The sequence below is a fragment of the Candidatus Velamenicoccus archaeovorus genome, assembly GCF_004102945.1.
Classification (GTDB): domain Bacteria; phylum Omnitrophota; class Gorgyraeia; order Velamenicoccales; family Velamenicoccaceae; genus Velamenicoccus; species Velamenicoccus archaeovorus.
Genome location: NZ_CP019384.1, coordinates 262,760 through 283,749 on the forward strand (window position 1 = coordinate 262,760; position 20,990 = coordinate 283,749).

Annotated in this window: 19 protein-coding genes and 3 tRNA genes; 20 read left to right on the forward strand and 2 right to left on the reverse strand. The window is 54.9% G+C overall.

All coding sequences use genetic code 11. From position 1 onward, the window contains the following. Positions 1 to 174: 174 nt before the first annotated feature. The 7 genes from BU251_RS00745 to BU251_RS00775 all read left to right on the forward strand — a co-directional run bounded on the left by BU251_RS00745 (position 175) and on the right by BU251_RS00775 (position 7,035). Complete coding sequence (locus BU251_RS00745) at positions 175 to 1,512, forward strand: B12-binding domain-containing radical SAM protein (protein WP_128699007.1); 1,338 nt, start codon at positions 175 to 177, stop codon at positions 1,510 to 1,512. A gap of 103 nt (positions 1,513 to 1,615) precedes the next feature. After that, positions 1,616 to 3,508, forward strand: coding sequence for an inverse autotransporter beta domain-containing protein (locus tag BU251_RS00750; RefSeq protein WP_128699008.1), 1,893 nt, complete (start codon positions 1,616 to 1,618; stop codon positions 3,506 to 3,508). Between the two features lie 238 nt (positions 3,509 to 3,746). Beyond that, positions 3,747 to 4,472: a glycosyltransferase gene (locus BU251_RS00755; RefSeq protein ID WP_128699009.1), complete on the forward strand. Its 726-nt coding sequence runs from the start codon at positions 3,747 to 3,749 to the stop codon at positions 4,470 to 4,472. 33 nt (positions 4,473 to 4,505) lie between these two features. Further along, a complete protein-coding gene (locus BU251_RS00760; protein WP_128699010.1) occupies positions 4,506 to 4,895 on the forward strand; it encodes a PilZ domain-containing protein in 390 nt (129 codons plus the stop codon). A 66-nt stretch (positions 4,896 to 4,961) separates the two neighbouring features. Next, positions 4,962 to 5,348, forward strand: coding sequence for a DUF4186 domain-containing protein (locus tag BU251_RS00765; protein WP_128699011.1), 387 nt, complete (start codon positions 4,962 to 4,964; stop codon positions 5,346 to 5,348). After that, positions 5,345 to 6,472 carry a DUF362 domain-containing protein gene (locus BU251_RS00770; RefSeq protein ID WP_128699012.1) on the forward strand — a complete coding sequence of 376 codons (1,128 nt, stop codon included), beginning with the start codon at positions 5,345 to 5,347 and terminating at the stop codon, positions 6,470 to 6,472. Before BU251_RS00765 ends, BU251_RS00770 begins: the two co-directional genes overlap by 4 nt. A gap of 59 nt (positions 6,473 to 6,531) precedes the next feature. After that, positions 6,532 to 7,035, forward strand: coding sequence for an O-acetyl-ADP-ribose deacetylase (locus tag BU251_RS00775; protein WP_128700923.1), 504 nt, complete (start codon positions 6,532 to 6,534; stop codon positions 7,033 to 7,035). Between the two features lie 7 nt (positions 7,036 to 7,042). Here BU251_RS00775 and lpxB read toward each other — a convergent pair whose 3' ends face one another. Together lpxB and BU251_RS00785 are read right to left on the reverse strand one after the other, a co-directional pair. Further along, positions 7,043 to 8,191: a lipid-A-disaccharide synthase gene (gene lpxB, locus BU251_RS00780; protein WP_128699013.1), complete on the reverse strand. Its 1,149-nt coding sequence runs from the start codon at positions 8,189 to 8,191 to the stop codon at positions 7,043 to 7,045. A gap of 19 nt (positions 8,192 to 8,210) precedes the next feature. Further along, positions 8,211 to 9,146: a Gfo/Idh/MocA family protein gene (locus BU251_RS00785; RefSeq protein WP_128699014.1), complete on the reverse strand. Its 936-nt coding sequence runs from the start codon at positions 9,144 to 9,146 to the stop codon at positions 8,211 to 8,213. 373 nt (positions 9,147 to 9,519) lie between these two features. On the opposite strand from BU251_RS00785, the gene BU251_RS00790 reads away from it, so the two are divergent. The 13 genes from BU251_RS00790 to BU251_RS00850 all read left to right on the forward strand — a co-directional run bounded on the left by BU251_RS00790 (position 9,520) and on the right by BU251_RS00850 (position 20,949). Then, a complete protein-coding gene (locus BU251_RS00790; protein WP_128699015.1) occupies positions 9,520 to 11,331 on the forward strand; it encodes an ABC transporter ATP-binding protein in 1,812 nt (603 codons plus the stop codon). A 246-nt stretch (positions 11,332 to 11,577) separates the two neighbouring features. Further along, positions 11,578 to 12,447 (forward strand): 30S ribosomal protein S2, encoded by an 870-nt coding sequence (gene rpsB, locus BU251_RS00795; protein ID WP_228767817.1) that lies wholly within the window; start codon positions 11,578 to 11,580, stop codon positions 12,445 to 12,447. A 295-nt stretch (positions 12,448 to 12,742) separates the two neighbouring features. Continuing rightward, a complete protein-coding gene (gene tsf, locus BU251_RS00800; RefSeq protein WP_128699016.1) occupies positions 12,743 to 13,282 on the forward strand; it encodes a translation elongation factor Ts in 540 nt (179 codons plus the stop codon). Then, positions 13,272 to 13,991, forward strand: a complete 720-nt coding sequence (gene pyrH, locus BU251_RS00805) for a UMP kinase (protein WP_128699017.1) — start codon at positions 13,272 to 13,274, stop codon at positions 13,989 to 13,991. The genes tsf and pyrH overlap by 11 nt, the downstream gene beginning before the upstream one ends. Positions 13,992 to 14,111: 120 nt before the next feature. Beyond that, positions 14,112 to 14,672 carry a ribosome recycling factor gene (gene frr, locus BU251_RS00810; RefSeq protein WP_128699018.1) on the forward strand — a complete coding sequence of 187 codons (561 nt, stop codon included), beginning with the start codon at positions 14,112 to 14,114 and terminating at the stop codon, positions 14,670 to 14,672. Between the two features lie 264 nt (positions 14,673 to 14,936). Further along, positions 14,937 to 15,012: transfer RNA gene (locus BU251_RS00815), tRNA-Lys, on the forward strand. 436 nt (positions 15,013 to 15,448) lie between these two features. After that, positions 15,449 to 15,532, forward strand: a tRNA-Leu gene (locus BU251_RS00820). 111 nt (positions 15,533 to 15,643) lie between these two features. Then, positions 15,644 to 15,719, forward strand: a tRNA-Gly gene (locus BU251_RS00825). A gap of 604 nt (positions 15,720 to 16,323) precedes the next feature. Further along, a complete protein-coding gene (locus BU251_RS00830) occupies positions 16,324 to 16,794 on the forward strand; it encodes a PTS sugar transporter subunit IIA (RefSeq protein WP_128699019.1) in 471 nt (156 codons plus the stop codon). Further along, positions 16,778 to 18,043, forward strand: coding sequence for a gluconeogenesis factor YvcK family protein (locus BU251_RS00835; protein ID WP_128699020.1), 1,266 nt, complete (start codon positions 16,778 to 16,780; stop codon positions 18,041 to 18,043). The genes BU251_RS00830 and BU251_RS00835 overlap by 17 nt, the downstream gene beginning before the upstream one ends. Positions 18,044 to 18,135: 92 nt before the next feature. Further along, positions 18,136 to 18,402, forward strand: coding sequence for an HPr family phosphocarrier protein (locus BU251_RS00840; RefSeq protein ID WP_128699021.1), 267 nt, complete (start codon positions 18,136 to 18,138; stop codon positions 18,400 to 18,402). Then, complete coding sequence (gene ptsP / locus BU251_RS00845) at positions 18,395 to 20,146, forward strand: phosphoenolpyruvate--protein phosphotransferase (RefSeq protein WP_228767818.1); 1,752 nt, start codon at positions 18,395 to 18,397, stop codon at positions 20,144 to 20,146. Before BU251_RS00840 ends, ptsP begins: the two co-directional genes overlap by 8 nt. 14 nt (positions 20,147 to 20,160) lie before the next feature. Further along, positions 20,161 to 20,949: a nucleotidyltransferase family protein gene (locus BU251_RS00850; protein ID WP_128699022.1), complete on the forward strand. Its 789-nt coding sequence runs from the start codon at positions 20,161 to 20,163 to the stop codon at positions 20,947 to 20,949. Positions 20,950 to 20,990: the final 41 nt, after the last annotated feature.

Genomic DNA, 20,990 nt, shown 5'->3' on the forward strand with positions numbered 1-20,990 from the left:
CGGTGAGGCGGCCGGTGTCGAGCGCAGGCCAAAGGCCAGGCGAGACTCGAGTCTTTCGCGGCCGGATCTGGATGGCTTCTGGCTGTCTTGATCAAGCAGGTCTACCCCTTTAGCCGCGATTATTGTATAATACTTGCACGTCATTCTTTTCGACCTTTTCGTCCGCGATTGAACATGAGATTTCGTGCCGTAGAGATGACAACGCCTCCTCAAAACGAACTCTTCCTCATCAATCCCTGCGCGTCGTATCGCCTGATCGACGCGATCCAGAATAGTTTTACCGGCAATCCTTTTCCGCACGCGCTGGTGACACTGGCCGCTTTGACCCCCGTCTCATACCGTGTCACCTTCATCAATAAAAAGATTTTCTGGAAGAAAAAAGATTTCAGCGCGGGCAAGCTTGTGGCGATCACGTGCTTGACGTCCGCGGCCCGTCATGCCTACCGGCTCGCCGACCGTTTTCGCCGCGCCGGTTCTAAGGTTGTTTTGGGCGGTCCTCATGTGAGCGCCTTGCCGCAGGAGGCCCTTCAGCACGCCGACAGTGTCGTGATCGGGGAGGCGGAGTCCGTCTGGAAGGACGTGCTGGCTGATTTTGAGGCGGGTAGGCTCAAGGCTCGATACCAGGGCGAGCCGCTGGAGGATTTTTTTTCGCCCGTGTATGATTATTATCGCCGCATGGAACCGGCGTTCCTGAGCCGGCTGGGCCTTCATATCGACCGCGGGTGCAAGTATCGCTGCGATTTCTGCGCCAGGATCTCGGAGTGGTGCCGTTCGATCAAAATGGAGCAGGTTTTACAGCTGGTCGAGAGGATCAAACAGGCGCCGCGCCCGTTTTATCTCAGAAAACCTTTTGTCGTTTTCCGTTGCGACAATATTTTTTCAAATCCCGCTTATACCAAGGAGCTTTTCCGGAAACTTGCGGCCTTCGGCGTCGACTGGGGGGCAAATTGTTCCATTGACATGTGTTTTGATGAAGAGGCCTTGCGTTTGGCCGAAGAGAGCGGCTGCCGGGTCCTTTTGATCGGCTTTGAGACCATCCATCCCCACAAGTATAAGAAGACGTCCCTGCGGCAGGTGCGCAGCAGCGAAGATTACCTGACGGCCCTCGGGAATCTCCGGAGGCACAGGATCGGCGCGGTCGGTTCTTTTATCGTGGGGGCCGATGAGGACGGGCCGGCGGATTACCTCAAATTGCTGTGGTTCCTGGCCCGGGCGCGCCTGTGGCGTTCCTATCTTACGCTTCTGACGCCGTTTCCCGGCTCCAGGCTTTTTGAGAGGCTCAACGCCGAAGGCCGCATCTTTTCCTTCAACTGGACGCGGTATAATTTTTTCAACTGTGTCTATAAGCCGAAAAATATGCCTGTTTTTTCTCTTTACCTCTGGTTTTACGGGGTGTGTCTCGTCAGCCTTTTGTTCTCGCCGCAATACATCACCATGTATCTGGTGGCCCTGTTTCTCTATCAACTCAGCTATCACTTCAGCTACAACTTCGTGTCCTGGCTTTCGCGTTAAGGGTTTGGGCCGGGCCCGCCTCTGGCAGTCTCGGCTTTGATCGGCATTGTTGCTTTTGTCGTTTGGCGGCATTTTCGCTGGATAAACAAGAACGAGCGGCAAGATGCATAAGAAAATATTTTCCATCGCCATACTGGTTTTTTTCTGCTTGTGTTTCGAATTTTCCCTCGATGCCGCGCAAGATGCCGGGTCTTCTCCTAATGACCCTTCGGCCGCGCCCGTGAAGATATACATCTCTTCCTACGCTACCAATAAAAAGAACGAGAGAGGCCTTTTTACGACGGATTTCATCGTGCCCCTGTATTATTCTTCGGGCAAGGATACGCTTTTTTTCTTTGATCCCAAATATACCGCAACTACGCCTGAGGCGAATGAAATCAACCAGGGTCTCGGCCTGCGCCACATCTTTAACGATTCTTTCATTTTGGGGGTAAACGTCTTTTTCGACCGCCGGCAGTCCCATGCCGGCAAATGGTATTCCCAGGCAGGCCTCGGCCTCGAATATCTTTCTTATCCTCTGGACATCCGCCTGAATTGGTATAAGCCGTTGACAGCGGCCAAGGTGGTGGACGACGGTTATGCGTTCGGCTCGACCAGCCTGCAGTATTGGGAAAACAAGGAAGAGCCCTTGCAGGGCCTTGATTTTGAATTGGGAGGCCCTGTCTTTGACAGGTGCACCAGGACGAGGGCCTATGTCGGCGGGTTCTTCTATCAGTCCAGGCTTGCCAAGGATGTCAATGGTTTCAGGTTCCGCACTGAGACGAGCCTCACTCCCTGGTTCAGCCTTGACACCATTGTCGATGCCAAGGCTGGCGGCAAGGTCGAGTTTATGGGCGGGGTGAGGTTCATCTTTCCGTTCGATTGGGGCAACATTTCTAAGGGCAAGCGGCGGATCGCGGCTCCGGCCACAGCCAACAGCTATGTGGAAGACCGCATCTTCGAGAGGGTGGTCAGGGATCTGGACATACAATCCGCCACTTCAAAAAAGCAGGAAGATGTCAGCGGCATGGAGACTATATTCGCGGACAACTCCAACACCTCAGGTACTGAGGACGGCACCCTCGCTTGTCCCTGGAACACGCTGGATGAGGCCTTGAACGATTCCCGCTATGTGGGCCAAGGCGGAACAGCCAAGGTCATTTATGTCGCCCAGGGCGACGGCACAGCCGCCGGTTATACAGGCAACTATGTGCTGGCCGACGACACGACGCTCTGGGGAAGTGGTTACGACGGAGGCTATAAGGGGATCAGCGCCCCCGGTTATCCTGTTATTGACGGAGGAGGCGCGGGGAACGTCGTGACCCTCGGCCACACCAATGTCCTGATGGGCGTCAGGATACAGAACGGTTATTATGGCGTCTATGCGGAGTCGGTGTCGGTGACCATAAAAAACAATGTTTTTACGGACAACGTTTCCAACGGCATCGATATCAAAACCTATACGGGTTCCCCTGCGTGCGAGATCTCGTCGAATACGGCGACCGGCAATGGTTATGGGATTTATCTGCGTTCCTACAATTCCAGCGCTCCGTCTTATACGGTATCGGCAAATACGGTGACGGACAACACGAATAACGGCATCGTTCTGCAATCTTTTGATTCCAGCGCCATCACGTCCTCGGTCTCGGGCAATACCATGTCGGATAACGGCAGCGGCGCCGCTAACCATAACGGCCTGAGCCTTCTTGCCAAGGACGGCACGACCCTCAATATCTCGGTTTACCGCAACATCATCAGCAGCAACGATCCCGTCGGCGTCCGCATCGGTTCGACGGTGGCGAACTATAACGGAACGTATAACGTCGATTTTGGCGGAGGCTCTCTCGGCTCCGAAGGGCTCAACTCCATCTACAGCAATGTCCTTTATGATTATAATAACCTTCAGGCCTCGACGATCTCCGCGCAATCCAACTGGTGGGGGACAGCAGACCCTCAGGCGTCTCAATTCAACGGCGCCGTGGACTACTCCCACTGGCTCGTCTCAGACCCGAATTAGCCGAATTTTCCTTGATTGATCGAAGCCGAGCTTCAATCAAAATTCGTATGGAAAGCCCCTGATTGAAGCTCGGCTTCGATCAGTTTGTTGCGTCGTCCTTATGTTTTCACGTATTTTATGCATTTGCTTATTCGCCAACCCGTTTATCCCGTTAGAGAACTTCGTTCTCTAACGGGATTTATCCGCTAAGTGTTTTTCTATTAGCCATTCGTGATACGTCCTATGCTATAATACCCCTATGTCTGCCCTCCAACTTGAAATCTTACTGCCTGTCTATAACGAATCCGACATATTGGAAGAGAATGTGGGGAGGGTGGTGAGATATCTTGACGCCGAGAAGAAGTGGGATTATAGGCTGATGATCGTTGATAATGGTTCGACGGACAGGACGCCGGAGGTTTCAAAAGCGGTTTGCGGAAAGTTCGCGGGACGGGTGGGGATGCTGCGGCTGGATGCGAAAGGCCGGGGCAGGGCCTTGAGATACGGCCTCCTGCAGTCAAAAGCGCAGATCGTCGGATACATGGACATAGATTTGTCGGGCGACCTGCGGGCTTTTGATGAGCTCTATGCCGCTATCGCGGAGGGCTGCGATATCGCCGTCGGTACGCGCCTGGCTCGAGGGTCTTGCGTGACGCGTTCGCCTTTCAGGAAAGCCCTGTCATGCGGTTATAATGTGCTGGTCAAAAAAATATTGAAGATCGACGTTAGCGACGCGCAGTGCGGTTTTAAGCTTGTGCGCCGCGGCCCGGTGCTTGGCATTTTGCCTTTTGTCAAAAGCGATCACTGGTGTTTTGATACGGAATTGTTGTTTTTTGCCTTGAAAAAGGGGCTCAAGGTCAAAGAGGTTCCTTTGTCGTGGCAGGAGAGGGACAAGGGAAGAAGCACGGTCAGGATCGTCCCTTATGTGTTTGAAGGGCTTGGGACGGTGATAAGATTGGCGATGTCCGCCAACTCTTTCCGTTGAAAGATTCGCGTAGTTGAAGTAAGATAAGATGCTATGGATACGGTCCCCAAAAAAGATGGAAGCGAACGCCGCAGGGCCAGGCGCGTTTATGCGAGTTTTGTTGAATATTGCCGCACGGAAGGCGCCCCTGAACAGAAGTACCAGGCCTTCGCGGAGAATGTCAGCGCGACGGGGATCTGCATCTTTGTGAATGAAGAGATCAAGCCGAACATCATCCTGTCGATAACGGTTTTTCTCCTGGACGGCAGCAATCCTATTGAAGTCAAGGGGAGGGTCGTGTGGGTGCGGCCTTCGGTCTTTGTGATGGCCAAGGACAGGAAGCATTATGATGTCGGTGTCGATTTTGTCGAGATATCCGACGAAGACCGCGAAAGACTCCTCTACTATACCTCGAAATATTCCCACGAAATACCGCCGTCGTAAAAACTGGCCGGAACATTTTTTGCGGCATGCTTTTTGCCGCATGGCCGCTTTCGGAGGTCTGAGAAGATGAACGAATCCCACGAGAGCATTTTTAACAGGCTGAAAGGTTCGCATTTCCGCAGCCACTTCCGTCTTAAGGACGCCGACGTCACCTATATCGAAGAGAAAGGGATCGAGACGATCCGCAGGCACGCCTGTGAGTTTATCGCGGCGCGCATCGCGCCGCGCAGCCCCGCCGATGACGGCCGCCAGACGCCTTTTTCCGGGCACCCTGTGTTCGTCGCCCAGCATGCCACGGGGACCTGCTGCCGTTCCTGCCTTGAGAAGTGGCACAAGATACGGCAGGGGATCATGCTGAATGAAGAGCACCAGGATTTTATCGTCAAGCTCATCATGGCGTGGATCGAAAAAGAAAGGACAGCGGGCGCCTTGCGGGTGAAAGAAGAGAAATGAAATCCAAGGTTTATCTGGCCCCCATAGCGGAGGACGCGCGCCATGCCAGGCAGGCGGCGCTTGTGAAGGTGCTCGATGCCCTGCGGCCGGCGATGCAATATGACGAGGGTGCGTTTGTTCCCATCAAGCTGACTATCGGCGACAGCGCCTGTGTGCACCACATGCCGCCTGAGCTCGTCCGGCTCGTCGTGGAGGTCATCCGCGCGCAAGGCGCCAGGCCGTTCCTGTTCGACACGAGCGTCATCTATCACGGCTCGCGCCAGAATGCCGTGGACCACATGGGTCTCGCGTATAAAAAGGGGTTCCATCAAGCGGCTGTGGGCGCGCCTTTTATCGTGGCCGACGGGCTCCTGGGCCACGACGGCCGGGAGTATGAGATCAATGCCGCGCACATCAAGAAGATCCGCGTGCCGTCGTTCGTGGGGATCCTGGAAAACCTTGTCGTCCTGTCGCATGCCACAGGCCATGTCTTCAGCGGCTATGCGGGCGCGATCAAGAATGTGGCCATGGGCATGAGCTGTCGGCCCACAAAACAGGTCCAACACTCGTCCCTGAAGCCGTCCATTGCCGAAGAGAAGTGCACGGCGTGCGGCGCCTGTATCCGCTCATGCCCCGTCAACGCGATCGTCTTTGGGCCAAAGCGGCACCGAAGCCCGGGGCTTGGGCATCCGCCTTTTGCCGCCCTGGCCGGAAGCCGAGACGGCAAAAGGACGGAAAGGGCCATCATTGACACCAAGAAATGCATCGGCTGCGGGGAGTGTCTGTGCGCCTGCAGGTTTGAGGCGGTGCTGGTGAACTGGGATGAAGAAATGGACGTCTTCTGCAGCCGCATGGTCGAGGCTGCTGCCGGGATCCTGTCGCGTTTTAAGAAGAAAGTTTTCATCACGTTTGCTTTTGGGATCACTCAGGACTGCGATTGCATCTCGACGAAAGACGATAAGCTCATCAGCCCCGACATCGGCATTTTGGCGTCGCAAGACCCCCTCGCTTTAGATCAGGCGACGACCGACTTGATGAAGGACGCGTTTGGTTTCTTGAAACAACATCAGGCGTATCGCGGGATGTTCCGGTATGCCCAAAAGACAGGATTGGGAAGCCTGGAATATGAGCTTGAGAAAATATAAGATAAGTAAACCCCGTTAGAAAACTCGTTCTCTAACGGGGCCTATCCGCTAACTTGTATATGATCATAATCAAGCTCGGCGATATTACCCAAGAAGACGTGGAGGTGATCGTTAATGCCGCCAATACCGGCCTGCGCGGTGGCGGGGGCGTGGACGGCGCGATCCACAGGGCCGCAGGCCCGACGGTGATGGAGGAGTGTCGTAAGATCGGCGGTTGCCCCACGGGCGAAGCGGTCATCACGAATGCCGGAAACCTCAAGGCCAAAAAGATCATCCATACGGCGGGGCCGGTGTGGCATGGAGGCAGGGAGAATGAGGCCGGGCTCCTGCGCAATTGTTACCGCAACTGTTTTCTCCTTGCCAAGAAAAACCTTTTGGAAACAATCGCGTTCCCCGCTATCAGTACGGGCGTTTACGGATATCCCATCGAAGGGGCGGCGCGGATCGCTTTGTCTGTCGGCAGGGAATTCGAGAGGGATTTTGGGGAAATCCGCTACGTGTGTTTTTCGCAGAGAGATTACGACATTTATCAGAGGATTTGGAGAGAGATAGCGCATGCCTGATTGCGCGTTAACCGAGGAATTCCGCTATTTCTTCCGCCGCCCGCTGGCAGGCGCCGGGGATGCCGAGGGTGTTCTTGAGGGCGTAGAGCTCCGCGTGGATCTTTTCCATTTTCTGCTTGTCGCCGAGAATGGCCAGGACGGTTGAGGCGATCTTTCTGGGTGTTGCGTCAAACTGCACCAGTTCAGGCACGATCTTTTCTCCCGCCACCACATTCACCAAGCCTATATAGGGGATCTTGATGAGGAGCCTGGCCAAAAACCAGGTCAATAGCGACGTCTTGTAGACGATGACCATCGGTTTATTGAGGATGGCCGTCTCGAGGGTCGCCGTTCCCGATGCGACAATGGCAAAGTCCGAGGCCTCCAGGCCGTTGTAGGTTTCGTTCTCCATGACCTTATACGGGAAGTCTATATTGGCCGCATCGATCAGGTCTTTGACGATCTGACGTGGGATTGTCGGAGCGCGGCAGATGAGGAATTGCGCCTGCGGTTCTTTGCGGAAGATGATCTGCGCGCTTTTAAGCATGACAGGGAGGAGTTGTGTGACCTCTTTCATGCGCGAGCCCGGCAGGAGGGCGATGGTCCGGCCGGTCCGGCGCAGGCCGAATTCGTCCAGAAGCTCTTGCGCCGATTTCGTCGGTTTGATCGCGTCGAGGAGAGGGTGGCCCACGAACCTGACCTTGAAACCTCCCTCGACATGGCCGCCGTAAAGGATCTCTTCGAACTTGAAGAGCACCAGCATCAGGTCGATGTGGCTGCGGATGAAGTCCACACGTTTTTTGCCCCACGCCCAGACCTGCGGGCTGATGAAGTAGATGATCTTGATGCCCCGTTTCTTGAGCTCCGCCGCGAGCTTCAGGTTGAAGCCCGGATAGTCGACCAGGATCGCCGCGTCAGGCCTGACGGCATCTGTTTTTTTAAGAACGTCATAGAATATCCTGCGGAATTTCCAGTAGTTCTTGAGGATCTCGAAGAACCCCACGACCGCCAGTTTCGTCAGGTCCGTCATGATCTCGGCGCCGGCATTCTTGAGCTTTTCGCCGCCCAGGCCGAAGGCGTAGAGGTCGGGATACTGTTTTTTGAGCTCTAAAAGGAGGTTCGAGGCGTGAAGGTCTCCGGATGCTTCCCCGGCGATGATCAGGATTTTTTTAGGCATGGTTTCTGTCGCGAGTGTTCTAGACGATCTTTGCCGCCCTGTGACGGATGATGCGCGTGATCTTGGTGGCAAGTCTCAGGGCCTCGTAGGCTTCGATGCCGGAGACGACCGGCTGGCGGTGGTTGCGCACGCAGACGGTGAAAGATTCGATCTCTTTTTTGATCGGTTCCTCTTTCTCGATGGGGATGGCGGTCTTGGTGATGGAGTGGTTCTCTTTTTTGTAGACAAAGGCCTCCTGGACCTGGTAGTCGAGCGAGATGTAGGTGTCCTTGAGGAAGATGCGGATCTTGCGCATGACCTCGTCGGAGATGCGCGAGGCCGTCAGGTTGACGATGCAGCCGTTTCTGAAATGCAGGCGGACGTTGGCGATGTCCTCGAAAGGCGTCAGCACGTTGACGCCGACGGCGTCGATGTGTGTGATCTTCGACTGGATGAGCCCCAGGATGATGTCGATGTCGTGGATCATGAGGTCGAAGACCACGCCGATGTCCAGCGACCTGTTCGGGAAGGGACTGAGGCGGTGACATTCGATAAAGCGCGGCTGGTGCACGATCTTCTGCGCCGCGATGAACGCGGAATTAAAGCGTTCCACATGGCCGACTTGAAGGATGACGCGGAACCTGCGGGCGAGGCGAATGAGCTTGCGCGCCTGGCGCAGGTCGTTCGTGATGGGTTTTTCGATCAGGACGTGCTTCTTGTGCGCGATCGCGAACTTCGCGACCTCAAAATGGGTGCTGGTGGGAGTGGCGATGCTGACAATGTCGGCCTGGGGGATGAGTGTCTTGTAATCCGTGAAGGCCTGCGTGTGGTGTGTCTGTGCGAGTTGTTCGGCCCGGACGGCATCGATGTCGCAGACGCCGACGAGCCTGATGTAGGGGATCTCTGTGTACACACGCGTGTGGATGGACCCCAGCCGGCCGCAACCGATGACAGCTACCTTGAGTTCGTGAGGCATTAAATGAGCAGACGATTTATGCCTGCCTGCCCTGTGGGCATGGCCCGCCAAGGCAGGGAGTTGTCGCCTCACCGCTTTAAGCGGAGAGATCGCTACGACATAAGTCGCAGGCTTTAGCCGTCTGCGAATTAACCCGCCACTAATGCTTCGGCGGGTGATGTTCGGCCATTAAGTTAGGTCGCTGGGTGGTATTTTGATTGCTCCCTAACTTAAGGCCTCACATCATAACAAATATCTTGTGGGATGTCAATAAGTGTGATAATATAAAAAACCCTTACCGGGTATATGATTAGGGAAAATCTTTCAGGGGAGACAGTCCCAAGAGAAAACAGGAAGCCCAATAATCGTAATAACTTATATTTAAAGGAGTTTTGTGCCTAAGCAAAAGAAGCGTTTATTTCAGGATTATTACGATTTGTTCGCTTTTACCCGTCCGCAACTCGGTCTGTTGGGCTGGGCTGTCCTCTGCATGATGATCTCGACCATTTTTGACGGCGTCTCGATGAGCATGATCGTGCCGTTTTCCGACAAGATCCTTTCCAACGGCAAGATCATTGTTCCCGGCAAGCTGCCCGCCTTTGCCGAACAGTTTATCGCCAAGCTCAACAGTATGTCGCAACTCAGCCTTCTTTACTACATGGCGGGATTCCTGGTCGTCATGTTCCTTCTCAAGGGCCTTTTTACCTATCTCCAGGGGATGCTCATGTCGGATGTCGGCCAGCGCGTCATGCGCGACATGCGGATCATACTTTATAAGAAGTATCAGGCCCTTGATCTCGAGTATTTCACCCGCAAGCGTTCGGGCGAGCTGATCTCGCGCATCACCAACGACGTCGGGAACGTCGAGAACGCCGTTTCGTACGGGTTCACGGACCTGGTGTATCAGACGCTGCAGATCGTCCTTTTTTCGGCGATCGTCCTGTTGATTTATTGGCGGCTGGCGATCGTGGCCATCCTGATGGTCCCGTTCATTTCCATCCCGATCGTCCTGGTGGGCAAAAAACTTCGCAAGATCAGCACGTCTACCCAGGAGAAGGTCGCGGATATCAATTCCTTGCTTATTGAGACGATCTCCGGCGTCAGGATCGTCAGGGCTTTCGGCGCGGAAAATCACGAAGTCGATAAATACAGCCGCCAAAACCAGGATTTTTATAAGCTCAACATGAAATCCATCAGGCGCACCCTGGCCCTGGGGCCGGCCACGGAGTTTATCGGCGTCCTGGGGGGTGTGGCCATTCTATTGTATATCGGCCGTCAGGTCATAGACGGTGTTTTGTCTTTCGGCGTCTTCGGCCTCTTTCTGGGGTCGGTCATGATGATGATCCGGCCGTTCAAGAAACTGAGTGCGGTCAATGCCATCATGCAAAAGGCCTTTGCCGCCTCGACAAGGATCTATGATGTCTTGAAGATCGAACCAAAGATCAAGTCCGAGCCCGATGCCTGGGAAATCAAGGAGATCCGCGATCAGGTGGAGCTGCGGGGTGTCTGGTTCCGTTATGAAGAGGCCGAAGTGCTCAAGGACATCAGCGTCAGATGCCGCAAGGGCGAAGTGGTGGCTTTGGTGGGCGCCAGCGGCGCCGGAAAGAGCACACTGGTGGACCTGATCCCGCGTTTCTACGATCCACAGAAGGGCGGCGTCTATATCGACGGCAGGGACATCCGTACGCTCAACGTTAACTCCTTGAGAGGGTTGATCGGTATGGTGACGCAGGAGACCATCCTGTTCAATGATTCCGTGAAAGATAACATCTCTTACGGCAAGCCGGGGGCGGGTTACGACGAAATTGTCGATGCGGCCAAAAAGGCGTTTGCGCACGAGTTTATCCTGAATCTGCCGCAGGGCTACGACACCTATATCGGCGACAGGGGCGTTAAGCTTTCCGGAGGCGAGCGCCAGCGCCTGGCCATTGCCCGCGCCATCCTGAAAAATCCGCCCATCCTGATCCTGGATGAAGCGACCTCCCAGCTGGATTCCCAGGCCGAGCGGCTTGTCCAGGGAGCGCTGGATACGCTGATGGCCGGCCGGACTGTTTTTGTGATCGCCCACAGGCTCTCTACGGTCAAGAATGCGACAAAAATCGTTGTTTTGCAGGAAGGCCGGATCGTGGAAGAGGGGCGCCACGAGGAACTCCTGGAAAGAGGGGGCGTCTATAAGCGTCTCTATGACTTACAATTCCAAGCGTAACAGCCGCCGCCAGGGGGATCCGCAGGAAATATCCATTGTCTGAAGATTTCATCGAAGCAGATCGGTGTCGTTCCGACCCGAAACGAGTGCCTCGTTGCTGTCGAAGCCGCAAGGCCGCCGTCGTTAAAAAATTATTTGAATTCAAAAGCTCTTGTGTTATATTATGTGGGTTTAAGTTAAGCATAAATCAAGGATTGGGAAGGTATCGGAAAGACGCATATAAGGTAAGGAAAGGAGAAACAGACATTGACTACCACAGAACTCATCAAACAATTGCTTGAAGCGGGGGTCCATTTCGGCCACCAGACCAGGCGCTGGAACCCGAAGATGAAGAATTATATCTTCGGTGAAAAGAGCGGCATCTACATCATCGATCTCCAGAAGACGGAGGTGTTTCTCAATGAGGCTCGGGAATTCATTTCCGAGATGGTGGCCCAGGGCAAGCCGGTCCTTTTTGTCGGAACCAAGAAGCAGGCCCAAGAGGTCATTGAGGAAGAGGCGAAGCGGTGCGGGGCGTTTTACGTGAATCACCGCTGGCTGGGGGGGCTCCTGACGAACTTTCAGACCATCAAGAAGAGCATCCGCCGTTACAAAGAGATCGAACAGATGGAAAAAGACGGCATCTTCGAGAGTTTGACGAAAAAGGAGATCGCCGCGCTCACAAAAGAACGCGAGAAGCTCGTCAAGAATCTGTCGGGCGTCATCGAAATGGACAGGCTTCCCGGCGCCATCTTTGTCGTCGATTCAAAAAAGGAAGAGACGGCGGTGCTGGAGGCCAAGAGGCTGGGCATCCCGATCGTGGCCCTGATCGATACGAACTGCGATCCCGATCTGATCACGCATCCGATCCCCGGCAATGACGACGCGATCAAATCGATCCGTCTGGTGAGCAAATTCATGGCCGACAGCGTCCTGGATGGCCGCAAGCGTTTTGACGAAGTCAAGGCGGCCATGAAACTGAAGGAAGCGGAGACGGAAGAGGCGGGAGAGGCAGAGACGACCGCATCCAGCGTGATCGAGGCCGAAGAAGAGGTGATCAAGAAGCTGGCTATCGACCAGGAAGGGGCGGGGAAAGAAAAGGCCCCTAAGGCGAAAAAGGGGAGAGAGAAAGATTAATGAGGCCGCAACTTATGCCTGCCTTGCGGGCGTAGCCCGCGAAGGCAGGGAACGAGCGAAGCGAATGGCATAAGTTGCATGGCCGAATTAACCCAGCACCAATTTTACTGAAGGCCTGGAGGCCGGCAAGCCGGTCGGTGTTGGGATAAATCGTTTTTTGTTAAGTAATGCTCAGCGGTAAAATTAGTGCTGGGTTTAATTCGCGGACGCACCGATATTTTGTCGCTGTTACAATTTACGCTCGCTTGTGTTATTCGCTTCGCGTAAATTGTCCGCTCATTAAAGGAGTCGTGCAATGGCTGTTTCGATAGAGATCATCAAAGAGTTGAGGGAGTTGACGTCGGCGTCGGTTTCGGACTGCAAGAAAGCCCTGGATGACGCCAAGGGCGACATCAAGAAGGCCTCGGAATTGCTTAAGCAGCGGGGGCTGGAGATCGCCGCCAAAAAGGCGTCGCGCGCGGCCAACCAGGGCCGTATCGAGGCCTATGTGCATACAGGCAACAAGATCGGTGTCATGGTCGAGATCAACTGCGAGACGGATTTCGTCGCCCGCAACGAGGAGTTCGCCCGTTTTGCCAAGGATATCGCCATGCAGGTGGCGGCGACGGACCCGCAGTGCCTGAAGCGCGAGGATGTCCCGGCGGATGAGATCAAGGATTTGAACGACGCGCAGAAGGAAGATTTCTTCAAAGTCCGCTGTCTGATGGACCAACCCTTCATCAAGGACCCGAAACAATCGGTCAAGGATTATCTGACGGCGACGGTGGCCAAGATCGGCGAGAACATCGTGATCCGCCGGTATTGCCGCTTTAAACTGGGCGAAGATGAGAAATAAACCCGTTTACAAGCGCGTGGTCCTCAAATTGAGCGGCGAGGCCCTGCAGGGCCGCCAGGCCCACGGCATCGACGCTTCCATCCTGGATTCCCTGGCGGAGCAGATCGCCGAGATCCGGCGCATGGGCGTGGAAGTCGCCGTGGTTTTGGGCGGAGGCAACATTTTCCGCGGGCAGTCCGGCACGACGCGCTACAAGATCGAGCGGGCGGTCGGCGATTACATGGGGATGCTGGCGACCGTCATCAACGGCCTGGCATTTCAGGATGCCCTGGAGAAAAAGGACGTGGCCACGCGCGTCATGACCGCGATCGAGATGCACCAGATCGCCGAGCCGTATATCCGCCGCCGGGCCATCCGGCATCTGGAACAGGGACGCGTCATCATCTTTGTCGCCGGGACGGGGAACCCTTATTTTACGACCGATACGGCCGCCGCACTGCGGGCCATGGAGATCAATGCCGACGCGATCCTGAAGGCGACGAAAGTCGACGGCGTCTATTCGGACGATCCCATGAAAAACAAGAAGGCCAAAAAATTCGCGTCCTTGAAATATATGGACGTCTTGAACAAAAAATTGAAGGTGATGGATGCAACGGCCGTCAGCCTTTGCATGGATAACTATCTGCCCATCGTCGTTTTCGACCAGACGAAGTCTGGCAATATCAAGAAGATCATCTTGGGTGAGAAGATAGGGACAGTTGTTAATTAATAAACCCTAAGCAAACCCAAGACTCAAAATATCATACTGTTTATCTTTTTTGACTTTTGAGTTTATCTTTTTGTTTAGGATTTAGAGCTTAGGGTTTGGGGTTTACGCAGGGGGGTGTCTATGGGGACGCGCGACATCGTCAAGGATGCAGAGAGCAAGATGAAGAAGGCCATTGAGGCGGCACGGCGCAATTTCGCGGAGATCCGCACGGGCCGGGCCTCTCCGCACTTGGTCGAAGGCCTGCACGTGGATTATTACGGGACCCCGACGGTCCTGAAGTCTTTGGCGTCCATCACGGTGCCGGATGCGCGCCTGATCGTGATCCAGCCGTGGGACGCAACGGTCATCCCCGAGATCGAAAAAGCCATTTCGAAATCGAACCTTGGGATCACGCCTTTCAACGACGGCAAGCTGGTCCGTCTGCAGATCCCGCAGTTGACGCAGGAACGCCGCGAAGAGTTGAAAAAGGTGGTCAAGACGATGGCCGAAGAAGGGCGCATTTCCCTGCGGACGATCCGCCGGGACGCCAATGATGCCGTCAAGAAACTGGAGACCGACAAGGTCATACCGGAAGATGAGCGTTTCCGTTCCCAGGATGAAATTCAGAAGATCACGGATAAATGCATGGCCGATCTCGAGAATATCCTGAAAGATAAAGAGAAAGAATTAACGGAAGTATAGATTGAGGCCGCCCCTCGCGACCAGGGTTTTTGACGGTCACTCGGGACTGGTCCCTGACGAACAACGTGAGTTTTACGGGCCGCCCTTCGCAGAGCGAAGGGCTTTGCTCAGGACGTAAACATTTTGGAATAACCTCGATGTGTCCAGAGGACACAAACAGAGGTACAACCTTGGGCCGCTAGCTTCCGCCACGAGACGTGGCGGACCCGCCAAGAACTTTGGCGGGCAATCTTTGAGGTGCCTAGCGGCTGGATCGAAAATTTCGGGCCGCTAGCTCATTTGGTAGAGCACCGCCCTTTTAAGGCGGGTGTGCCGCGTTCGAGCCGCGGGCGGCTCACCATTTGATTTTTGACAATTGCTTCGATTTTTGCGGCGAGAACGCAAAGGGGTGCGGGGGAAAAGTTCCCCCGCGCTTTCGGGGCAACAGAAGCGAAGCCGCGCAAGCGGATGAGCCCGCCATAGGGGCAGGGCCCCTTTGGGGAGCGACCGAGCTGCCTGCTCATTAATGTGCGATAAGCAGGCACGCGAGGAGCGACGCGTTCCAGCCGCGGCCGGCTCACCAAATTTTCTTTGAAAAATTTGACAAGCCGGCTTTGATGCCGTGGACGTGACGCCTTCCGACACAACGTCGGCGGGCGGCCTCAGCTAATGCGCCGGCGGCCGTGCGCCCATGTTCCAGTAGAGTACATCCGTCAGGGAAATGGTGGTGGCGGATTATTCGTTCCTTGCGGGTCCTTCCGCAAGGGCGGCAGGCAGTATTGCCCCGTAAAAATTTTGCCGTGGTGGCGGAATTGGCATACGCGTTAGGCTTAGGACCTAATGTCCGCAAGGACTTGAGAGTTCGAGTCTCTCCCGCGGCATGAGATGGCGAGATGTTCAGGGAATTCAAGCGCGCATGCCGGCAAAATTTGTTCAGGGGCAGGCCGAGACGGAAAATCCCGATGGCTTGCATTTTTGACAATGATTTTTATGCGGGAGTGGCTCAGTTGGTAGAGCGCAACCTTGCCAAGGTTGATGTCGCGGGTTCAAATCCCGTCTCCCGCTCCATTTGAGAGTTACGTTTTATTCTTTCAAGTTCCGGTTTGTTACTGAGGTAAACCGGGATTTGAAGGCAACCCGAGCGGCACTGCTTCGAGCGAGGGTGCCCGGTTCCGGAGGAGCCGAGCGAAGGCGAGGCGGAGGAGGAAAAATCCCGTCTCCCGCTCCATTTGAGAGTTACGTTTTATAAGTGCACACGGGATTTTCCCGCCTATGATTTTTTTCGAGGGCGGGATCCTACCCTTGTCTTTAACGAACAGGGCGGAAGAGGAAAAATCCCGTCTCTTGGCCAATTTTTGCGGCAGAGAAAAAAATTGGCCAATACCGAGAAGGCCGTTGTGAGCCGAGTGCGCAAGTCTCCTCGAAGAGGATAAGGCGAGCAGGCCGGAACGGTGCCGCTCCAATTTGTGAATCGCCGTGCTGCTTGTGTGCGCGGTTTCGAAGAAATGGGTTCATCTAACCGCGGCTTTTTCATCCGGGCAAGATAAGGCCGCAAAAACCTAAGCCCCTCTGTTGGTTTGCTGCAGAGGATCTCATTCCAGGCGTGACACCAGCCTTTCGCGATACGAAAATACAAATCAAGTTTTTACGATAACAAGGAGGGTAGGACCTGATGAAAATCATGGATTTTCTTTCAGAGGAGGCGATAACGACCGACCTCAAAAGCGTCAACAAGACCGAGGCGATCAAAGAGCTGGTGGAGCTTTTGATTGTCAGCGGCGATGTTGATAAGAAAGACAAGAACAAGGTGGTGGAACTGCTTTTGGCGCGTGAAGCTTTGGGTTCGACGGCCATCGGGCATAACGTCGGTATCCCGCACGCCAAGGCGGACTGCATCAAAAGCCTCGTCGGCGCGTTTGGCTTGTCGCGCAAGGGCGTGGATTTTGATTCGCTGGACGGCGAGCCTGTCTACATTTTCTTTTTGCTCCTGGCGCCCCAGGACTCCGCTGGCCCGCACCTCAAGGCGCTGGCAAGGATCTCGAGGCTGATCAAGGACAAGTATTTCCGCGATACTCTCAAGGCCGCCAAAGACAAAAAAGACGTCATCAGGATCATCGAGACGGAAGATGATAAAAAATTATAAGTTCAGGGCGTTCTTCAAATGGTTGTATCCCGGCATGCGTGTCAAGAGGTGGGCCTTCCTGTCTCTTTTAGGTCTTATCCTCATGATGGTGGGTGTGGGCGGGATCATGACTTATCGCGGCGGCCTGACCGCGCCGATCGCGTTCGTGTATTATGCCAACGTCCTGTTGGGCATTATGCTTTTGATTTCGGGGTTCAAGAACATGATGATTTCCGTCGTCTCCTTGATCCTTCCCCATAAGGACGGCCACCTGATCGATATCCTTTATCAGAAGAGATTCCTGGAGCATGGTCCCAGGATCGTGGCGATCGGAGGCGGGACGGGTTTGTCCGTTCTTCTGCACGGCATCAAGGAATACACGTCTAACATTACGGCGGTCGTGACCGTGGCCGACGACGGAGGTTCTTCGGGCCGTCTGCGTCAGCAGTTCGATATCGTGGCGCCGGGCGACATCCGCAACTGCCTGGTGGCCCTGGCCAATGAAGAGACCATGATGAATCAGCTCTTCCAGTATCGTTTTGAAAAGGATACGGATTTCAGCGGGCATAGTTTCGGCAACCTTTTCATTACGGCGATGACGCAAGTGACGGGGGATTTTGAGAAGGCATTGAAGGAATCCAGCAAGGTTCTGTCGATCCGCGGACGGGTGCTGCCGTCTACCCTGGAAAAGGTGGTTCTGGCGGCGGAACATGCCGACGGCCGCCTGACAGAAGGAGAAGCCCAGATCCCGAAGGCAGGATCTCCCATAAAAAAGATTTTTATCCGGCCGAACAGCGCTTCGGCCGCACCAGATGCCGTCCGGGCAATCCTTGAGGCGGAGCTGATCATCCTCGGCCCGGGGAGCCTTTACACGAGCATTATCCCAAATCTCCTGATCAGGGAGATTCGGGAGGCCGTGGTCGCCTCGCAGGTCTCCAAGATCTATGTCTGCAATATCATGACGCAGCCCGGAGAGACGAACGGCTTTAAGGCTTCCGATCACATCGGGGAACTGGTGAAACATACGCACCCGAAGATTTTGGACGCCTGCATCGTGAACACCGGCAGCGTGCCCGTCTGCCTTCTCGATAAGTATGGTCGGGAATCTTCTGTTCCCGTTGAGGCCGATACCCAGGCGATCAAGGACATGGGATACGGCGTCATCGAGGAGGACCTGGTCAGCGCAAGCGATCATGTCAGGCACGACGCCGGCAAGCTGGCCAGGATTGTGGCGGATTTGTTGAATTTACAACGCGCGGGGAATTCCTGATCCTTTTGCCAGAGTTCCCTGTCCGCCCGGGGCGGCCAGGGGCGAACAAAAGAGATCCACGGGTCATGCCTGTTGGGCTCCAGAAGTTTTTCATGATCAAGAGAGTGGAAAGAAAAGTCAAGGTCAATAACAAACAGGGATTGCATGCCAGACCTGCGGCGCTTTTTGTCCAGATCGCCAATAAATATGATTCGGCGATCAAGGTGGTCAAGGACAATGAGGTCGTTAACGGCAAATCCATTATGGGCATCCTGATGCTGGCGGCAGAAAAAGACTGCGAGATCACGATCGTCGCCGAAGGCGCCGACGCGGAGCAGGCCGTCAATGAACTGGAAGTTCTGTTGAGATCCGATGAATGAGAATATTTTAAAAGGCATACCGGCAGCGCCGGGGATCGTGGTGGGCAAGGCCTTCGTTTTCGGCAAGGAAGACCTGGATGTCGCCCCCATCGACATTACGGAAGACCAGGTCCCTCTGGAGATTTCCCGTTTTGAAGACGCGTTGATCCAGACGCGCCAGGAGATCATCGCGCTACAGAAGAAGATCGCCGCCGATATGGGCAGCGAACACGGCGAGGTGTTCGATGCGCATCTTTTGGTCCTGGAAGACCGCATGCTGATCGAGGAGGTCATCTCCCGCGTCAAAAAAGAAAAGCTTAATATCGATTATATCTTTTCGCAGGTGTTGAAGCGTTATGCCCACGTTTTTTCCAAGATCGAGGACGAATACCTCAAGGAGCGCATCAGCGATATCAATGATGTCGGCCGCAGGATCCTGCGCAACCTTCTGGGCCGGATGAGAAAAGGCCTGGCAGAGCTTGAGGACGAGGTGGTGGTGGTGGCCCACGATCTTTCTCCGTCGGATACCGCCTCGATGCACAAGAACCGCGTGAAGGGATTTATCACGGACATCGGCGGTAAGACATCGCATACCGCCATCATGGCCAAGTCGCTGGAGATCCCCGCTGTCGTCGGTCTTGAGATAGCGACCGAACAGATCAAGAACGGCGACATCGTGATCGTTGACGGGGCTTCCGGGACCGTGATCGTGTCTCCGGATGCCGACACCCTCAAGAAATATCAGGTCCAGGAAGAAAAACTCAAAGGACAGACGGAGACGCTGGCCGCCATCAGGAACCTCCCGGCCCAAACCACGGATGGCCGGCATGTGACATTGGCGGCCAATATCGAATTTCCGGACGAGATCCCTTCTGTCCTGGAGCATGGTGCCGACGGGGTCGGCCTCTACAGAACGGAATATTTCTACATGAACCGCAAGGACCTGCCGGTGGAAGATGAGCAGTTCGAGGCCTACAAGAACCTGGCGACGACCTTTGGAGATAAGCCGGTGATCGTGCGCACGCTGGACCTAGGCGGGGATAAGTTTATTTCCCAGTTCAACCTGCCGAAGGAGATGTCGCCTTTCATGGGGTGGCGCGCGATCCGTTTTTGTCTGGGCCGGCCCGACATCTTCAAGACCCAGCTGCGCGCGATCCTGCGCGCGTCCGTCTTCGGGAATCTGAAGATCATGTTCCCCATGATTTCCGGCGTTGAGGAACTCAGGCGCGCCAAAGAGATGGTGGAAGAGGCAAAAAAAGAGCTTAAAGGGCGGGGCATTGCCTATAACGCCGGCATCGAGATCGGCGCCATGATCGAAGTGCCGTCGGCGGCGCTGACCAGCGATGTCCTGGCGCGCGAGGTCGGTTTCTTCAGCATCGGCACCAACGATCTGATCCAATACGCCTTGGCTGTCGATCGCACAAACGAAAAGATCGCTTACCTGTACGAACCGACGCATCCGGCGGTCCTGCGTCTTGTGAAGAATGTCGTCGAGGCGGGCCACCGCGCCAATATCTGGGTGGGAATGTGCGGTGAAATGTCGAGTGAGCCTTCGTTGGCCATTTTGCTTTTGGGACTGGGCTTGGATGAGTTCAGCATGCCTTCGGCGAGTTTGCTTGAGATCAAGAATGTGATCCGTGCCATCAGCTATGAAACGGCCAAGAAGATTGCCGAGGAGGCTTTGGGTCTGGCGACGGGCCAGGAGGTCAACACATTTTTGACGAGCCGATTGAAAGATCTTCTTCCGCAGATGTACGGGAACTAGCCTGATTCAGAAAGATGAAAAAGCGACCGCAGGAGACGTCGGGTTCTCTGGAGGCCATCATCCTGGCCGCCGGTTATGCCACGCGGCTGTATCCGTTGACGCTGGGGATCCCGAAGCCGCTCTTGCGGATCACGAGCGACAAGACGGTGATCGATCTGATCGTCGACGGCCTTGTGTCTGCGGGCATCGTGCGGCGCATCACGGTGGTCACGAACCATAAGTTCAGCGGCGATTTTAACGCATGGGCGCGGCGTCATCCGCATGGCCGTCTGATCCGTATCGAGGACGACGGTACCCTCTCCAATGAAGACCGGCTGGGGGCGATCGGCGACATTCACTACGTCGTCACCAAGAAGAAGATCAAAGACGATGTTCTCGTCGTCGGCGGAGATAATCTTTTCGGCAGGCCGTTTGACGGCTTTATCCGGTTTGCCAGGCGGCATCGGCCGTACGCCTCTCTGGGGCTGTTTGACATCAGAGATAAAACGAAAGCCGGCCGTTTCGGTGTCGTCAGCATCAACAGAGACGACAGGGTTGTCCGGTTCGAAGAAAAGCCCGAGCGCCCGGCCTCGACGCTTGTGGCCACATGCCTGTATTATTTTCCGGCCTCGACGCTCCAGGACCTTGAGGTCTATGCGCAGGACAAGACGACATCCAATGACGCCTCGGGCAACTATATCCGCTGGCTCATGGAGAAGGGCCGCGTCTATGGCCTTGTGTTGAAACAAGACCATTGGGTCGACATCGGCCACTTGGATTCGTATAAGCAGGTGATCGGCAGGTATAATGGGGAGATGACATAGGTCATACTGTTAAGAAAAATATATTTATAGAAAGCAAAATC

Bases quoted from the DNA above. Each gene is read 5' to 3' on its own strand.
- BU251_RS00745 (WP_128699007.1), top strand. From the start codon at position 175: ATGAGATTTCGTGCCGTAGAGATGACAACGCCTCCTCAAAACGAACTC.
- BU251_RS00850 (WP_128699022.1), top strand. From the start codon at position 20,161: ATGAAAAAGCGACCGCAGGAGACGTCGGGTTCTCTGGAGGCCATCATC.
- BU251_RS00830 (WP_128699019.1), top strand. From the start codon at position 16,324: ATGAAAATCATGGATTTTCTTTCAGAGGAGGCGATAACGACCGACCTC.
- frr (WP_128699018.1), top strand. From the start codon at position 14,112: ATGGGGACGCGCGACATCGTCAAGGATGCAGAGAGCAAGATGAAGAAG.
- BU251_RS00785 (WP_128699014.1), bottom strand. From the start codon at position 9,146: ATGCCTCACGAACTCAAGGTAGCTGTCATCGGTTGCGGCCGGCTGGGG.
- BU251_RS00775 (WP_128700923.1), top strand. From the start codon at position 6,532: ATGATCATAATCAAGCTCGGCGATATTACCCAAGAAGACGTGGAGGTG.
- BU251_RS00770 (WP_128699012.1), top strand. From the start codon at position 5,345: ATGAAATCCAAGGTTTATCTGGCCCCCATAGCGGAGGACGCGCGCCAT.
- pyrH (WP_128699017.1), top strand. From the start codon at position 13,272: ATGAGAAATAAACCCGTTTACAAGCGCGTGGTCCTCAAATTGAGCGGC.
- BU251_RS00755 (WP_128699009.1), top strand. From the start codon at position 3,747: ATGTCTGCCCTCCAACTTGAAATCTTACTGCCTGTCTATAACGAATCC.
- BU251_RS00765 (WP_128699011.1), top strand. From the start codon at position 4,962: ATGAACGAATCCCACGAGAGCATTTTTAACAGGCTGAAAGGTTCGCAT.
- tsf (WP_128699016.1), top strand. From the start codon at position 12,743: ATGGCTGTTTCGATAGAGATCATCAAAGAGTTGAGGGAGTTGACGTCG.
- BU251_RS00750 (WP_128699008.1), top strand. From the start codon at position 1,616: ATGCATAAGAAAATATTTTCCATCGCCATACTGGTTTTTTTCTGCTTG.
- BU251_RS00840 (WP_128699021.1), top strand. From the start codon at position 18,136: ATGATCAAGAGAGTGGAAAGAAAAGTCAAGGTCAATAACAAACAGGGA.
- BU251_RS00760 (WP_128699010.1), top strand. From the start codon at position 4,506: ATGGATACGGTCCCCAAAAAAGATGGAAGCGAACGCCGCAGGGCCAGG.
- ptsP (WP_228767818.1), top strand. From the start codon at position 18,395: ATGAATGAGAATATTTTAAAAGGCATACCGGCAGCGCCGGGGATCGTG.
- BU251_RS00835 (WP_128699020.1), top strand. From the start codon at position 16,778: ATGATAAAAAATTATAAGTTCAGGGCGTTCTTCAAATGGTTGTATCCC.
- lpxB (WP_128699013.1), bottom strand. From the start codon at position 8,191: ATGCCTAAAAAAATCCTGATCATCGCCGGGGAAGCATCCGGAGACCTT.